Below are 16,117 nucleotides of genomic sequence, written 5' to 3'. Positions count from 1 at the left end.
TGCAGCATCCTGGTAAGCAGGGGAGCTGATGAGCTGTGGCATTCAAGCTGTTGCCTGCAAGCTTTGGGGCTCAGGCCTGACCACTCAGGCCTGGAGCTGCAAGCTTTGGTGCTCAGGCCTGACCATTCAAACCGGGAGCTGCAAGCTTTGGCCGTCAATCCGTGGGGTTAGAGCTCAGGGCTTGATGATCTTGAGGCTCTGATTAGCTGGTGGTACCTGCACTGTCAGAATTGTCGGTCTGGTTTTCCTCACCAGCAGGTGGCAGATCGGCACGGCGCAGTGCGCCTGGCAGCTTGAGGTTTTCTTTCTTTTTCTCCTCAGGAGCCTGCAGATACATCTTGGTCTTAGGGCGGCTCTCTGGAATGTAGACACCCTCAGCCGGAGGATTTTCCACCTTGTCCATGCATGGCTCACGCTCAGTTATGGCAGGCCACATATGGATATCAGGGGCATGCTTCTGACGGGCACCCTTGCGCAGAGAGTAAGGCAGCTTTTCGCGCTGCTCAGCATTAGCATCATCTGAGGCGGCAACTGGTTTGCCAGCTGCGCGTGAGCTGTCAGCAATGCCATTTTCTTCAGCACGCTGACGCATGGCTGTAGTGCCGCCCTGAGCCATCATGGCTGCTACCAGCATGCCGTCAGGACGCTGCTGCATCATGCGGCTGGCACGCTCCTGGGCGGTGCTGGCAGCTAAGTTGCCTGCGGTACTGTCCGCAGCGTCGCCATCGGTGCTGGCTGCGCCTGCTGAAGATATGCTGCTAATGGCCTTGATGGCGGTAATAGAACCCATGGTGGCAGAGGAATCGCCCTGCGGACGCACCAGCATATCATTGCCTGATGGCTGTGCGGCTTTTTCACGGGCGGCAGCTCCAGCGGCTCCTCCTACGGCAGTATTGCCGACTGCGGCAGCACGGCGGGCAGCGGCACGCTCACGTGCTGCAGCTACTGCCTCAGCACGCTTCTGAGCAATCTGCTCCGGAGTCATGTCAGCCTCAGCTTCCTTTTCACGGGCAGCACGGGCCAAAGCGGCCTCACGGCGCTTACGTCGTGTTTCCTCTTCCTTTGCAAGGCGCTCATTGCGGGCAGCAATACGCTCCTGAGCACGCTGATTGCGCTTCTGATTGTCATCAAGCAGGCGCAAAATAGCCTTTTCCTTGCGGAACTGGGCTGTCAGAGTAATACGGGATGGGCATACGTAAGAGCAGCAGCCACATTCTGTACAGTCCATCATGCCGCAGGAGCTGGTCTTTTTGTGCATGCCAGCACGTGACAGAGCATAGAGCTGATAAGGCACGAGTCGGCTTGGGCAGACGCGGGCACAGCGGCCGCAGCGAATGCAGTTCATGGACTCAGGCTGCTCATCGAGCTCCTTGTAGGACGGTACGTAAACGCAGGTAGCGCTCTTGGTAATAGGCACATCAATGCTGGGCAGGGTAAAGCCCATGAAAGGGCCGCCCAGAATGACACGCTGACGGCGCTCAGGATTGAGCTTGTAGGAGTTGAGCACAAAGCGTACTGAGGTGCCAAGGCGCACCAGAGCATTGCCGCTGCGGCCCAGTGTCTGGCCGTCTACGGTAATCACACGTTTGATAAGCGGGATACCGTCAATAACTGCCTGCTTGATGGCAAAAACGGTTTCGACATTGTCCACTACAATTCCGCACTCAGAGGTGTGCTCACTGTAAGGAATTTCAATGCCGGTGCAGATTTTGATGAGGTTACGGGCCGCACCTGACGGATAGAGGGATGGAATCTCTCTTACCTGAACATCTGAGGCAACGGCTGCCTTCATGGCCTTGATGGCATTAGGCTTATTGTTCTCAATGGCAACAATGATGACCTTTGGCTTGAGAATGTGGCGTACCACTTCAATACCCTGGGCAATTTCAGCGGCGCGCTCCTGCATCAGACGGTCATCACAGGTGGCAACGGGCTCACATTCGGCACCGTTGACAATGAAAATATTGCAGTCGCCACGGGCTTCCTCAACGGCAGCACCGATTTTTGCGGCTGTCTGGAACTGGGCACCGCCCAGGCCTTCTACACCAAACAGACGGATGCGGTCGAGCAGCTCTTTAGGAGTACGCTCTTTCCAGTCAGTCATTGGCTCGTCAGGCACTTTTTCATCAAGGCCATCTGGCTTGATGGTGATGCAGCGGCCCAGAAAGCCTGACGGATGAGGAAGTACCTGCATGCCAATGCTGATAACCTCACCTGAGGTTGATGCATGCAGAGGAACGTTACGGTTGCCGCCAGGAGTAGTCAGACGCTGACCGGCCTTGACGCGGTCGCCGGTATGAACCAGCAGATGACCGCCCTCACCCAGGTGTCGGTCAAGAGGCAGGGTAATCAGAGATGGAATAGCCAGCTCTTCAATGGCACTGTTAGTGGTGCCCTTGCGCTCAACGGTTTTGATGCCGCCAAAGAAGCGCCAGATCTTGCCCTGCATGATTTTTTCTAACTGCTTGGAGAATGGCATCAGTTGGTCCCCTTGAAACGGATAGGGTGCAGTTCCCAGTTAAAGTTGGCAATGGTAGGCTCAAGACGGACCATTTCAATACACTTTTCAGGGCATTTGTTGACGCACTCATTGCAGCCTATGCACTCATTTTCCATAACGGTATGAACTACACGGCGCTCACCACGGATAGCGTCAACAGGGCAGTGACGGGTGCACTTGGTGCAGCCGGTGCACAGACTTTCATGAATAATGGCTACAGTGCGCGGAGCAAAGATAGCATCCTCGCTTTCATCAGCAGGTACGCTCACCCCCAGAATGGAAGCCAGGGTATCGATAGTGTCCTGACCGCCCGGGGTACATTTGTTACATGCAGCAGTACCATTGGCCATGGCCTCGGCATAGGCACGACAGCCAGGATAGCCACACTGGGCACACTGGGCGCCTGGCAGGGCTTTTTCCAGCTGATCGGCCTTGTCATCTCCATCATTCTTGCCGGCACGGGCCAGCAGGGACAGAATCACGCCAAGGGCGAACAGAGCTGCAGCTCCATAGAGCAGAAAACTGATTGCGTTATTTCCAATATCCATAACCGATAGCCTCTAAAGCTCCGTCAGTCACAAAAAGCGCAGCACCGCACATAACAGCACATCACAGAACCGCAAAACACGGCACAGTAACTGTTTACGCCGCGTCCCGCGCCCTCATGAGCTTAAGCATGTGGCTGAAAGCCTGCTGCCTCCTGCTGTACCACTGGCCACAGCAAGGGTCTGTACTGCCGGGCAGTGCAGGCATTGCCCGGCAGCGCGGCATGTAACTGACATATGCAGGTGCCTGAACAGGGCATACAGAGCATCCTTGCTCTGTCTGGCAGAGCTGACCTGAGGTCAGATCTGTCAGCCTGCAGCGCTGCCATCCTGTATTCACTGCATGTGTGGGATGGCATGCGATTAATTTATGGTCCATAAACTGAGCGCCGGCTCAGCCTCAATGCACCTCAGGCGCATACTGCGTACCTTGTACAGGGGCGCACTTGACGGCTGCAACTATCAGCCTGGCAGCATCCGGGCAATGAGCCGTAAAAGCATCACTGATGAGCTTTCACAGCGCCAGGACCGGACGGCCCAGTACGGATCTCCTTAGAGCAGGAGAAAGTATTCAGAAAAGGGGTTTTTCCATGTGAAGATGGCCTGATATGCGTGTCTGTTAAGAACAGCTGTCAGTGCCATGCTCAGGCTGACTTACAGCCTGATACCCTGCCTGATTCCGGGCCTGATGCCGTGCCCGTGGCCAGGGCTGAGGCCTGGGCTGTTGCCAGGCATGTCGTCAGACCGAGCTGCCGGTAAATCCGGCAAAGCCCATGAATGCAAGGGACATCAGTCCGGCACTGATAAGGGCAATGGCTGTTCCCTGGAAAGGAGCTGGTACGTCGTTTAAAACCAGACGCTCACGCATGGCGGCAAAGAGAGTCAGTACCAGAGTAAAGCCGGCACCGGCACCCAGAGCGTAGACCATGGCGCTTAACAGGGAGTGATTCAGGGAGCTGTTGAGCAGCACCAGACCAAGCACAATGCAGTTGCTGGTGATAAGTGGGAGGTAGATGCCCAGAGCCTGATAAAGGTTATAGGAGGTCTTGCGGATAATGATTTCCACAGACTGAACGGCTACGGCAATAATTATGATGTCTACTATGAGATCAAGTGAGGTAAGGCCCAGAGGTCCCAGAACATAATTGTTGGCAAGGGTACAGATAAGGGCTGAGAGCACCAGCACAAATGTTGTGGCTCCACCCATGCCCAGGGCGGCAGAGAGCTGGCTTGATACGCCGATAAAAGGACAGATACCAAGGAAGCGGACCAGCACAAAGTTATTAACTATGGCGGCGCTGAAGAAGAGTATTAAAGCGTCTATCATCGTACCCACTTTCTATGCACCTTTTAATGTCTGCAGGGGGCTGATGATTTAACGGGATCAGAGCCCGGCAGTCAGGAAAAGGATTTGAACCGGCTGGAGTAAGGATAAATATCAGGATAAACCTGAGGGTATAAGTCCCGGGGTATGCATGCATCGCAAAAGACAGAAACTGCACCTGGTCAAGCTTCCCCGAAGGGCTGTGCAGCTCTGCCTTTTGCGATGTATACACGACACAGGCGCGGTCATTGTACTTCATAGTGCTTAATTTGGCTAACAGACAAGAATCAATTGCATATTTTGCGCAAGTGATAACACTGCCTGAAATCAGCATAAATAAGCCATTTGATGCATCACTTGTCGCGCAGCGTAAGCAAAGGCTTACTCACATCTCCAGAGACTGTTGTAAATAATTTGTCCACAGCCTGTGATTTACAGGCTTTTTGGCCATCAGTCCTGATGCCCATCGATAAAATCACGCACATGATAGGGACCTGACTTGATAAGGTCTGCAGATAGCCCATAATTGTCAGCATACACACAAAAAGAGAGCATCAGGCCCATGCCTGAGACCGGTACCACAAATCGAGGGACCACCATGAGCACCGCAAGTGAACAGGAAAAGACCCTGAAAAAGACCGCCAAATCAGCCAAAACCGACAGACCAGCCGCTGAGCCAAAGGCCAAAGCCGCAAAGGCAACCAAGGCATCCAAGGCAGAAAAGCCCGCTGCTGAGCCAAAGGCTAAGGCTGCAAAGACCTCCAAGGCAGAAAAGCCTGCTGCTGAGCCAAAGGCTAAGGCTGCAAAGACCTCCAAGGCAGACAAGCCAGCTGCCGAACCAAAGGCTAAGGCTGCAAAGACCTCCAAGGCAGACAAGCCAGCTGCCGAACCAAAGGCCAAGGCCGCAAAGGCCTCCAAGGCAGACAAGGCAGCTGCCGAACCAAAGGCCAAGGCTGCAAAGGCCTCCAAGGCAGACAAGGCAGCTGCCGAACCAAATGCCAAAGCCGCAAAGGCAACCAGGTCTGCCAAGGCAGAAAAGCCTGCAGCAGAGCAAAAGGCTAAGGCAAAGGCTGCAAAGACCTCCAAGGCAGACAAGCCAGTTGCTGAGCCAAAGGCAAAGGCCGGGGGCAAGAGCCGGGCTAAGGTGGCTCAGGTTTTTGCTGAGCCAAGCAAGGGGATTGAGGAGCAGTTTAAGGAAATCACTCTGCTCAATGAAAAAGAGCGCTATGAGATGATGAGCCTGCTGCAAAAGCAGAATCCTAATCCAAAGAGCGAGCTTGAGTTTTCCAATACTTTTGAGCTGCTGTGCGCCGTGGTGCTCTCTGCTCAGGCCACTGATGCCTCGGTGAACAAGGCAACTCCTGCTCTGTTTGCCAAAGCTCCTGATGCCCGCTCAATGGCGGCCCTCGGTGCTGACGGCATTGCTCCTTTTATTCAGAGCATTGGACTTTGGAAGAACAAGGCCAAATTCCTGGCCCAGCTCTCTGCCGTTCTGGTCGACAAGTACGACGGACAGGTTCCTGACAACTTTGATGAGCTGACTGCTCTGCCTGGTGTGGGCTCCAAAACTGCCCGTGTCGTTCTCAACGTAGCCTTTGGTCAGCCTTTTATTGCCGTTGATACTCACGTGTTCCGCGTGGCAACAAGAACAGGTCTGTGCATTGGCAAGTGCCCAGGTCAGGTAGAGGAGCGCATTGCTCCGCTGGTAGCTGAACCATTCTTAAAGGAAGCCCATCACTATCTGCTGCTCCATGGCCGCTACAACTGTACTGCCCGTAACTTCGAGGGCCACTGCGAAAAGTGCGTGATTGCAAAGTACTGCAAGCACAATTATGAGCACTGATATCTCTGACAGGTGCTCACTGCCATTTAACCCGGCATGAAAAAGCCCCGGCTGTCTGACAGACAGTCGGGGCTTTTGGCCATTATGGGCAGGGCTGTGCAGCACACGGCGCAGCCTGGCAGCTGCCCAGGTGCGGCTGTGGGCAGTTGTATGGCCGGGCCACCTGCCTGCTGTGCTTATGGCAGCACAGGGTTCTTTGGGGTGACCAGACGGAATGGGATGTGGGTATTAGGAGTTATGTTCTCCTCAAACTCAGCCCACAGGTCATGCTCGTCACTGTCGGTAATCTTTACGCGCAGTAAGTCACCTTCGTTAACGCGGGCACCACCTGGCAGCTCCTCAATGGTGACAATACCGTCAATGTCCGGAGCCTCGTATTTGGTGCGGCCAATGACAGTGCCCTCATCGGTAATGGCATCAACCAGCATCTCAAAGCTCTTGCCCACACGCCCGGCAAGCTTGGCACGGGAAACTTCAGCCTGAGTTTCCATGACAATGCGGGCACGCTCCTGACGAACCTCTACTGGCAGGGAGCCCTCGTAATCATTGGCCTGTGCACCCTCGACATCTGAGTATGGGAAGGTGCCTACGCGGTCAAGGCGGGCTTTTTTGATGAAGTCGAGCAGGTTTTCAAAGTCCTGCTCAGTCTCACCTGGGAAGCCGGTAATGATGTTGGAGCGGATAGTGAGATCCGGGCAGATTTCACGCCACTGGCAGATACGCTCATAGGTGCGCTCAATATTGCCAGGACGCTTCATCTTCTTGAGTACAGGAGCACTGGCATGCTGCAGCGGCATGTCAAGATAAGGCAGGATAATGCCATCTCTCATGTAAGGAATGAGGTCATCCACAATCTTGCCCGGATAGACATAATGCATGCGGAACCATGGACGTGGGCTTACAGTTCCCAGGGCATCGCACAGCTTGAGCAGATTGGTGCCGTCGCGCAGGTCGCCACCGTAGTCGGAGGTATCCTGGGAAATAATCATGATTTCCCTGACGCCACGGGAGCTCAGATCATTGGCTTCGGCAATGATATTGTCAATTGGACGGGAGCGCAGGGTGCCGCGCAGATCAGGGATGATACAGAAAGCGCAGTGATGACGGCAGCCCTCAGAAATCTTAAGGTAGCTGTAATGCTTAGGGGTAAGCAGCACGCCTGAGGCTGGAACTGACTGACGGGCAATGGCAGGCGGCTCACCTACGAGGCGCTCTACGGCACGAAGTACGGCAGCTCGGCGGCCCGGGCCAATTACATCGGCTACATCAGGATACTCTTCGAGAACCTTTTCTTTCTGGGCACCAAGGCAGCCCATGACCAGTACCTGCTGGCACTGCTGACGGGCATCGTAAATAGCCTCAAATGACTCCTCAACAGCAGGCTCAATAAAGCCGCAGGTGTTAATGATGACCAGGTCGGCCTCATTGAAGTCATTCTCCAGACGATAACCCTTGGCCAGTAAAACGGAAATCAAACGCTGGGAGTCAACCAGGTTCTTTGGACAGCCCAGAGAAACCACGCCAATGCGTGGCACATGGTCGAGCTTTGGTTTAGTCTGATTATTTACAGCCATTACAGATCCTCAGAGGAAGTAGCATTACAGGGGCAAAAACAGGAAAACGGGAAAACAGGCAAAAGAAACTGGAACAAGGCCAAAACGGCCCAAAAGCTGCCCAATAGTGGGCAAAAGCGGGCTAAAACTGTGAAAAATCAGGACAAAACAGGCCAAAACCAGTCAAAGCCCATCTTTTTCATCGCAATCACCAGCATGAGCCCTGTCCACAGGACTCGCCCGGCACATACAGCTAAATCAGCTCAACTCAGGCAAGTCTGCTTATGCCGGGCAGGCCAGAAGTCAGGCAGCCGTGTTTTGGCAGGGCAGGCCAGTGTCCAGGCTCTTGCAGGGCAAGCCAGCAGCCTTGCTTATGCAGGGCAGGCCAGCAGCCATCTTTTGCAGGACAAGCCAGCAGCCTTGCTTATGCAGGGCAGGCCGCAGCCATCTTTTGCAGGGCAGTGGGCAGTCTTGCTCTGGTGAGCAAGGCGGACAAAAACAAGGCACTGGTGGTCACCAGTGCCTCTGTATGTTCTCATACAGCAGCCGCCTCATAAAGCTGTGCCTGTAAGCCAGGTTGCTGGCGGCTGCCTGAGGTAACCATCGAGCATGTGCAGATGGCTCAGGGAAAGCAATTAAGCCTTGAAAGCCTGCTCGAGGTTAGGAACAACCTGCTTCTTACGGCTCATAACGCCTGGCATCCACATCTTGTCGCTGACGGTGGTGTTCAGGGCTTTTGTGATTAACTCGCCATTGTCAGAGCACATGAGCAGCTCGGAGCCCTCTTCCATGATGTCGGTAATAACCAGTAAGGCGGAGTGACGGCCTTCGGCCTTAACCTTGTTGAGCTCGTCCTGTAACTGGGCCTTTAACTCAGGGGTGATTAAGGACAGGGAAACCAGCTCGAGCTGACCAATGCCAACCTTGTTGCCGGACATGTCAAAGTCCTTGAAGTCACGGAAGATTAAGTCACGGGCAGAGGCGCCGGACAGGTTGCTCTTGGCCTTGAACATTTCCATGCCCAGAGCCTGCAGATCCTCAACGCCGGCAATCTTTGCAAGGTCGTAGGCGGCCTGCTTGTCAGCCTCGGTGCAGGTTGGGCTCTTGAACAGAACGGTGTCAGAGAGGATGGCGCATAACATGGCGCCGGCCAGGGATGGATTGATCTCAACCTTGTAGTAGTCGTGGAGCTCCTTGATAACGGTGTTGGAGCAGCCTACTGGCTTTAAGTAAACCTCAACAGGGGTGTCAGAGGTAACGTCACCGAGCTTGTGGTGATCGATAATGCCAAGGAGCTTGCACTTGGCAAAGTCATCCGGAGCCTGAGCCAGATCGGAGTAGTCAACCAGGTAAACTTCCTGACCGGCTACGGAGTGGCATACCTCAGGAGCAGTAAGACCAAACTTCTCTAAAACGAAAGCGGTCTCAGGAGCAGGAGTGCCCTGAGCAACAGGCTTAACGTCGATGCCGCGACCACGGTATAAGTTGGTAGCTGATAAGGCAGAAACGATAGAATCAGTGTCAGGGTTCTTGTGGCCCAGTACTAAAGCGGTCATACTTTTCCTCGTGAAAAGATCAAATAAACTCTGGTTGTCAGAAGCTCACAGCTCCTGGAATCAGCAGCATCTTCCGTCTGTCAGAGGCTGTACTCCGCAGCAGATCCCAACGATGCAGCATCTGATACCCCGGGCAGCTGTTATCCCAGAGGCAATAACCCAGCCCGAAAGGCCGATATAAATGCCTTGCTGAAACATTTATTCTAGCACATATGGGTATGGCCAGTTCTGAAAAGGCCAAATTTTAACAGCTGCTCAGAACGCGGCACGTCCATGCAAAAAATATTCAGCCAGGCCCACAGGAATCATCTTTATGGCTCCAAAGCCAGCCCCAGGATCATCATGCCCAGGCAGGGCCTCCCGTCCAGTAATTCAACTCTCCGCAATTGCCAGATCGTGCCCATCACTCACAGACTGGTCGCTTAGCCGCCTCACCATTGGCTAAGCCGCACAGCCATCCAGTGCCACTGCGTACCACAGATCCATCTGGTTGGCTTTGCAGGGAGCATCTCTGGCAGGCATAAATTGCAGGGAGCAGGCCTGGCATGCGGGCATTGCAGGGAGCAGGCCAGGCATGCGGGCATTGCACGGGCCTGGTATGCATCCAGCCCAGGCGGCTGGCAGGACGCACGGGACAGTGGTACAGGAGCACGGCTGCCCGGCTGCAGGGGCAGCCTGGGCTGATGCGGGGTGAAGCGTGAGGTAATGCTGTGCGCTGTGAGCCTGGTCAGAGTCAAAGATGGCGGGTAATGGTATACTCAGGTCATGATGTTAAATTTAAAAAGTATGGGACTGACCATGTGCGCAGTGGCAGTACTCTCCACTCTGGATCTTCCGCGCACCGTTAACTGGACCTCTGATTATTCACAGGTCCTGACAAGTCATGCCCCGGGTATGAGCTCTCAGGGCGGCTCATGGCTGCTGGGCACAGCTCATGCTGATGTTATTGCCCCTCAGGCTCCTCCTGAGCTTTCTGATACCTTAAAGGACTTCAGAACCAAGGAGCAGAAGAGCGAAAAGATTTACATCGAGGGCCGCAATGACCCTCAGAACTCTGTTGAGGTTCCAACAGTTCCTGGTGACGCCGAGTCCAAGGTCATGCGCATGAGCGCTACCTATCAGGCTCAGTATGAAGTGGCAGTACCGCGCCATGGCGTATCCATCATCCGTTTCTATGATCTCAACGGCTACCCTATGGACATTGTGTCCTCCCGCGTTGAGAACCAGGGATTTATTGCCGAGACTACAGCTGCTCCGTCCGAGCTGATGGTGCGCCAGTTCCAGGGAGCTTCAGCTACCCTGTTGCAGGTACGTCTGAAGGGCATCAATCAGAGCTTCCTGTTTACCTTAAAGCCGCTTACTGTCATCAATCAGCAGAGCTCGGTACGTACTCTGATTACCTCCATGACTGTAAATTACTACGTGGACGGCAATACCTTCATTCAGCCTGAGCCATACCGCTTTGGCAAGCCAAATCCTGCTGCCCGTGCCATCAACTATGACAAGGTAAGTCAGGACAGGCTTGAGGTGGATATGCTCGAAGCTGTCACCGCCTCCATGCCGCTGAACAAAGATGAGCGCGACGCCGGCATGCGCCTGATTGAAGAGCAAATCAAAAAGCAGCAGTAAACATAATGGACAGTGCTAAGGGCTGGCTGCCTGTACCATATGCTGTGCCCGATTCCAGCTGCTGCAGGGCTCTGTATTCATGATATATGGCACTATTACCTGGCAGGTAATGGAATGATCCGAAAAGCAGGTAATGCTGGCTACGACGAGCTTACTTGCGTGTGGGAGAGTGCTGTGCTCAGTACTCATGACTTTCCAGGTCAGAAGGACTATGAGTTCTACAAAAGCAATCTGTGCATGTACTTTGGCTACGTTGACCTGTACGTCGTTAAGCGCCATGGCCGTATAGCCGGTTTCACAGGCATTGCTGCCGGCAGTATCGAGATGCTTTTTGTCATGACAACTTCAGATGAAGCGGTGTCGGCAAAGAGTTTATCATGTATGCCATAAATGAGCCTGGGGACTGCATTGTGGTTGTCAACATGCAAAACCTTCAGGCTTCAGGCTTTTACGAGCATATGGAAGTTCAGTTGCCGGACGCAGTGAATATGACAGCAAGGGCAAACCATATCCCATTGTGCACATGAAGCCTGTCAGGGGCTGAGTGCAGGCAACTGTGTTGTGAACAGTACTTCCAGTCTTTACATTTACTGAGCTCGAGGGGCTATGATCTCAACTTCAATTAAGACAGTTATTTCCATGAGAAAGATGAGTATTATGGCTGTCAGGGGTATGCTTGGCGCAGCTGTGATCTTCCTGTCGACCTCTGCCTTTGGCGCCTCCTTGTCCTGCGAGGTTACCGGTCACTGGCGTGAGGTGGCTTATCTTGAGCCTCCTATGAAGCAGTATGCTTCGCTCAAAAGCTGCATTGCCTGGACAGCCTATCAGTTTGAGCTGCCTGAAGAGCTGCTGTACTCCATCCTGTACGTGGAGCGCGGTCCTATAAATGGCAAGTGCGGCACTAACAGAAACGGCACTCAGGACTGTGGTCCAAGCCAGATTAATGACGTGCGTCTTGGTGAACTGCGTCAGTTCAAGCTCACCAAAAGCGATATCAAATCCAAGCCTTGCCATAACATCTGGGCCATGGGCTATCTGATTCGCCGTGAGATTGAAAAGGCTGATGGCAACATCTGGACCGGAGTAGGCAATTACCACTTCCATTACAGCGTAAATCAGAAGGTTCATGACCGCTATGTAGAGCGCATTCGCCGCGCATGGCAGACACTGGTCACATCAACCTACAACTACTGTATTGAAGACAGGGACGAGCATTAGTGCGTCACAGGGGCCGGCTTTTTGCCGGCCTTGTTGTCTCCAGCTGCTGGCAGACTGCCAGGCGCCCATGGCCTAATGGCCAGAGGCACCCGGGCTCACTGGCGTCTTTGCCGCATGCCTGAAGGCGCATGTTCATACTGGAGGATAAGGGCTTCATGCTCCGGGCTTGAGGCTTCGGGATGGAGGCTGTAAGCATGGGGTTGTCAGCAGTGCGGGCTGGAGTCTGACTGTTGCCTGATGTTCTGGGGCCTGTCAGGGCCGGTGGTGCGTATGCCTGGGCTTATTGGAGAAAAGTTCCCTGTGCCAGGACTTAACGGGCAGGAAAATGGTACTTTTTGGAGCAATGACCGTATCGGGGAAAAAATAAGATACGTCCGGCCTGGTATGTACTAAAATAGATTGAAAGAAATGTCAGCCAGGCAAAGCGGTTATTTACTTGCTTTGCGCCACGGGCTGATATGCCTTGCATGTGCTTTTGCAGTGGTCGTGTTAAGATAACGGCCGCGATTAGTACTTTTCAGTCCCTGAAAGTCATGTCTTAACAGTATGTCAGCCTCTGGCAAAATGTCAGTTTCTGGCATGGTATCTGTGCATTTGGTTCTGGCGTCAGGCAGTGATGACCGGCATCGGATTTGGGCATCAGGCAGTGATGACCGGCATCGGATTCGGGTATCAGGCAGTGATGACCCTGTCGGATTTGGGCATCAGGTGGTGATGACCGTGGCAGGACTTGCAGAGGATTTCCGGCCTGACCTCAGATCGGGATGGGAAATGTTTTCCCTGACCTTTATTTCTGACAGCTTAACTTGCTGCGAGTTTTGCCTGTGGGCAGAAATGATACTGAATGGTTTGCCTGGATATAAGCACAAACGGAGTTCTTAAGTGAGAAAATTTAAGAAAATAATGGTGGTCATTGAGCCAAAACAGATGCGCCAGGTTGCTCTGGAGCGTGCCATGGCCATAGCTCATGCCGGAGGCAGATCCACTCTTGAGATCATCGCCGTAATGCCTGTTACCGAGCTTACCCGTGATCTTACTTCCATGCTTTCCGTTGAGCCTAAGGAAGATATCAAGGCTTCAGTTATTGCCCGCAGTGAAAAGTGGCTCAAGGCCTACCTGTCTATCCACGCCATGGGCTATGACATTCATACCCGTGTTATCTGGTCACGCTCAGCGGGCAAGGACATTACCCACATGGCTCACGAAGAGGGTGTGGACCTGCTCATCAAGGCTCATGAAGTTCATGGCATGTTTGACAGTGTGTTCTTCACTCCGCTTGACTGGCAGCTGCTGCGTCATGCTCCTGTACCAGTGCTGATTGCCAAGGATCATATCTGGCATCCAACCGGCATTGTGGCAATTGCCCTTGATTTGTCTGATCCTGATGACAGTGAGGCCCGCATGCTTAACATGCGTCTGCTCCGTGAGGCTCAGGAGCTGTGCCGCATCATGCACTGCCAGATCCATATCCTCAACGCCATTCCTCCGCTGATGCCACCAACATCTATGAATATGCCAGGATTTACCCCAGATCTGCTGGGTGATGCGGCCTTAAAGGAAGGCTGCAAGGCTGTACTGTCCTTTGCTGCCCGTCATAAGATTCCGGCTGAGCACTGCCATATCCGTGAAGGTCAGCCAGATGATGTTATTCCAACCCTGTGTGCCGAGCTCAAGCCAACAGCCCTGTTTATCGGTACCTCAGCACGTAAGGGTGTAGCGGTAGCTCTGGCTGGCAATATCTGCGAGCGCGTAGTGGATAACCTTGCCTGTGACGTAGCAGTAATCACTCCAAAAGCTGTTATAGAGCGTGTGCCTTTAGCTGCTGAGGGAGTTTCTGCCCCTTAGTCTGTATGTGCCAGTAAAATAATTCCCAGAAGTTGCGCCTGCCGGGAATTGCCAGGTACTTTACAAAGCAAAGCCCCTGACTGTGTTTACAGTCAGGGGCTTTGTCGATACTGGGCCCGGAAAGATGCCGGACGGCTGCAATACGGCCAGTGCCGGACAGCTTGCTGGCACCCCGGAACAGTGTCAGCAGGCCTGCAGTGTACTGTAAGGTCGAGACAGTGGTGCCGGGGGCGTGCCTTATTTATCAGTAGCCGTGACTGCAGCTGGCTTTACAGCTGGAGCAGCTGAGGCGGCCAGGTCGGATGAGGCTGCCGGAGTGGCTGAGGCAGCCGGGTCGGCAGAGGCGTCCGGCGCCTTGCCGGCATCAGCTGATCCCTGGAGATTTTTTTGTGAGTTAAACCAGGAAGTACGCACAGTGGAGGGGCTTGGCTTGCCATCTTCGTTGTAGATACCTTTCCAGTCTGGCAATACCTTGAGGAGTTGTTCAAACTCATACTGGTCGAGCTTTTGTGACAGACCAAGATAGTTTTTTATCCTGGCCATGATTCCTCTTGCCTTAGGGGCGCCGCTTGCCTGGTAGTCACTGCTGCAGCGCAGACGTATTCCCAGATCTCTTAACACCTCATGCAGATCACTGCTGGCCTGAAGCTCAGCAAGCAGATTATGGGCATCAGGATCCTCAGGATCAGGCAGAGCAGTATGGGTATAAATACGGCATCCTGGCAGATACTCTCTAAAAGGATAAAGTTGTTTGAGAGCTTTGATAATCAGATCTGCATTGAGCTTTTCCTGCCAGTCCAGTGCCAGCAGCTCGGAGCTGTATTCGTCGATGATGACAAAGACATTAAGGGTACGCCCAGACTCCTCATCTGTCACAGTAAAGGCATTAGCCAGCAGGAACTCAAAAGGGCGCAAGGCCAGCTCGTCTTTGAAGTCACGTCCCTCTTCAATTACCGGACATTCCTTACTCTCAAGGGCTTTCTTTTCTGAGCTGATGAGGTCCTGCAGGCGCTTTTCTTTATCCACTGCATCGGCAAAGCTGAACAGTCTTGTGGTCACAGCAGGGTTTATGTTCTTGTGTGACATGTTCAGACTGTGATTATTCCAGTAGTGAATGGAAAGCAGGATCTCATTTGCCACTGTATTCCAAACATGAGTACAGGCAATATGTGGTTTGATGCCTGAAACCTTCCAGCGCTTGAAGAAGTTCAGAACCATAGCGGTTGCGCCGTTGCTGGCCTTTTGAGGAATATAAGTTTTGATGTCTGGCAGGCTGGCAAGAGCGTTCTGTACCTTTTTGTCCTTGAAAACAGTGTTGCGTCCTGTGTACACAAGGGCCTTTGAACCGGCAGGAGCGGCTCTTTTCATATGGTCGGCGAGCATTTTTAAACCATGAGTCATAAGGTCAGAACTGCGATTGCGACCAAGGCAGCATACTGCAATCTCAGTGCTGAAGAGATCGATGATAACCAGCATTTGCAGTGGCTCATCGCGACACTCAATCTCGGTCAGTCCGCAGGAGAAATACTGGCATGGCATAGTTGGAGTAACTGTAGTCTCACCTGTTATTTTGCCGGTGTCATCATAAACAGGATATGGCAGGACGAGGTCACAGTGGCTGCTGGGCTTTACAAAACTGTTTATATACCTTGGGCAAAAGTCTGAGGTCATGGCATATACGCCCTCAGGACTTTTGAATGAATAGTATTTAAGCAGCATCATCCCACTTGCTTTGGCATCACCATACAAGTATTTATGCAGCCGGTGCTCACTGACATGAGATACGACAGGTTTGTAAATATCGACAGGGATATCGATTTTATAACTTTCATGAATATACATGTGCTGCTTGTTCTCCGTTAGGGCTCGCTGACAGTAAATTGCTGATTGTAAACCATAAAGCTGCTGCCTATGCACTTTCAGCGCTCTTATTACTGACATCATCGCTCTGAACAGCCGCAGCCGGCCTGTGCCATGCCTGCGCCAGGCCAGAGCCCAGGACCGGGTTCCTGGCCTGGCCCTGGTCTGGTCGCTGGCATGCCATGGGCACAGCCATGGCATGCCAGCAATGCCATGCCGGGCCACTGGTGGCTGTATGGGGATG

The 16,117-nt window shown here is 53.2% G+C and carries 12 protein-coding genes; 6 read left to right on the top strand and 6 right to left on the bottom strand.

The window, feature by feature from the left end:
- Positions 1-202 precede the first annotated feature (202 nt).
- From rsxC to rsxA, 3 genes are all read right to left on the bottom strand, one after another.
- Positions 203-2,479 carry an electron transport complex subunit RsxC gene (rsxC, locus tag MXE41_RS03840; RefSeq protein WP_247099430.1) on the bottom strand — a complete coding sequence of 759 codons (2,277 nt, stop codon included), beginning with the start codon at positions 2,477-2,479 and terminating at the stop codon, positions 203-205.
- Positions 2,479-3,048, bottom strand: coding sequence for an RnfABCDGE type electron transport complex subunit B (locus MXE41_RS03835; protein ID WP_246977903.1), 570 nt, complete (start codon positions 3,046-3,048; stop codon positions 2,479-2,481). The genes rsxC and MXE41_RS03835 overlap by 1 nt, the downstream gene beginning before the upstream one ends.
- A 736-nt stretch (positions 3,049-3,784) precedes the next feature.
- Positions 3,785-4,372, bottom strand: a complete 588-nt coding sequence (gene rsxA / locus MXE41_RS03830; RefSeq protein WP_246977902.1) for an electron transport complex subunit RsxA — start codon at positions 4,370-4,372, stop codon at positions 3,785-3,787.
- A gap of 595 nt (positions 4,373-4,967) precedes the next feature.
- Between rsxA and nth the strand changes: the two genes are divergently transcribed.
- Positions 4,968-6,212 (top strand): endonuclease III, encoded by a 1,245-nt coding sequence (gene nth, locus MXE41_RS03825; RefSeq protein WP_247099429.1) that lies wholly within the window; start codon positions 4,968-4,970, stop codon positions 6,210-6,212.
- A gap of 176 nt (positions 6,213-6,388) precedes the next feature.
- Here the strand turns inward: nth and rimO are convergent, their stop codons facing one another.
- Positions 6,389-7,786, bottom strand: coding sequence for a 30S ribosomal protein S12 methylthiotransferase RimO (rimO, locus tag MXE41_RS03820; RefSeq protein WP_246977900.1), 1,398 nt, complete (start codon positions 7,784-7,786; stop codon positions 6,389-6,391).
- Here rimO and MXE41_RS03815 point away from each other — a divergent pair.
- Positions 7,748-8,248 (top strand): hypothetical protein, encoded by a 501-nt coding sequence (locus MXE41_RS03815; protein ID WP_247099428.1) that lies wholly within the window; start codon positions 7,748-7,750, stop codon positions 8,246-8,248. The two genes, rimO and MXE41_RS03815, sit on opposite strands and share 39 nt — an antisense overlap.
- A 152-nt stretch (positions 8,249-8,400) precedes the next feature.
- On the opposite strand, the gene MXE41_RS03810 is transcribed toward MXE41_RS03815, so the two are convergent.
- A complete protein-coding gene (locus tag MXE41_RS03810) occupies positions 8,401-9,321 on the bottom strand; it encodes a manganese-dependent inorganic pyrophosphatase (protein WP_246977899.1) in 921 nt (306 codons plus the stop codon).
- A gap of 765 nt (positions 9,322-10,086) precedes the next feature.
- Between MXE41_RS03810 and MXE41_RS03805 the strand changes: the two genes are divergently transcribed.
- The 4 genes from MXE41_RS03805 (at position 10,087) to uspE (ending at position 14,013) form a co-directional block, all read left to right on the top strand.
- Complete coding sequence (locus tag MXE41_RS03805) at positions 10,087-10,950, top strand: hypothetical protein (RefSeq protein WP_247099427.1); 864 nt, start codon at positions 10,087-10,089, stop codon at positions 10,948-10,950.
- A gap of 114 nt (positions 10,951-11,064) precedes the next feature.
- On the top strand, positions 11,065-11,340 hold the full coding sequence (locus MXE41_RS03800) for a hypothetical protein (RefSeq protein WP_247099426.1): 276 nt from the start codon (positions 11,065-11,067) through the stop codon (positions 11,338-11,340).
- A gap of 249 nt (positions 11,341-11,589) precedes the next feature.
- On the top strand, positions 11,590-12,168 hold the full coding sequence (locus MXE41_RS03795) for a lytic transglycosylase domain-containing protein (protein WP_247099425.1): 579 nt from the start codon (positions 11,590-11,592) through the stop codon (positions 12,166-12,168).
- 882 nt (positions 12,169-13,050) lie between these two features.
- Complete coding sequence (gene uspE, locus MXE41_RS03790) at positions 13,051-14,013, top strand: universal stress protein UspE (protein WP_246977895.1); 963 nt, start codon at positions 13,051-13,053, stop codon at positions 14,011-14,013.
- A gap of 237 nt (positions 14,014-14,250) precedes the next feature.
- Here uspE and MXE41_RS03785 read toward each other — a convergent pair whose 3' ends face one another.
- Positions 14,251-15,552 (bottom strand): hypothetical protein, encoded by a 1,302-nt coding sequence (locus tag MXE41_RS03785; RefSeq protein WP_247099424.1) that lies wholly within the window; start codon positions 15,550-15,552, stop codon positions 14,251-14,253.
- Positions 15,553-16,117: the final 565 nt, after the last annotated feature.

Origin of the sequence: Anaerobiospirillum sp. NML120449 (genome assembly GCF_023051105.1) — a bacterium.
Classification (GTDB): Bacteria; Pseudomonadota; Gammaproteobacteria; order Enterobacterales; family Succinivibrionaceae; genus Anaerobiospirillum.
The sequence above is the reverse complement of the archived record's forward strand: the minus strand, read 5'-3'. Positions and strand labels throughout refer to the sequence as shown.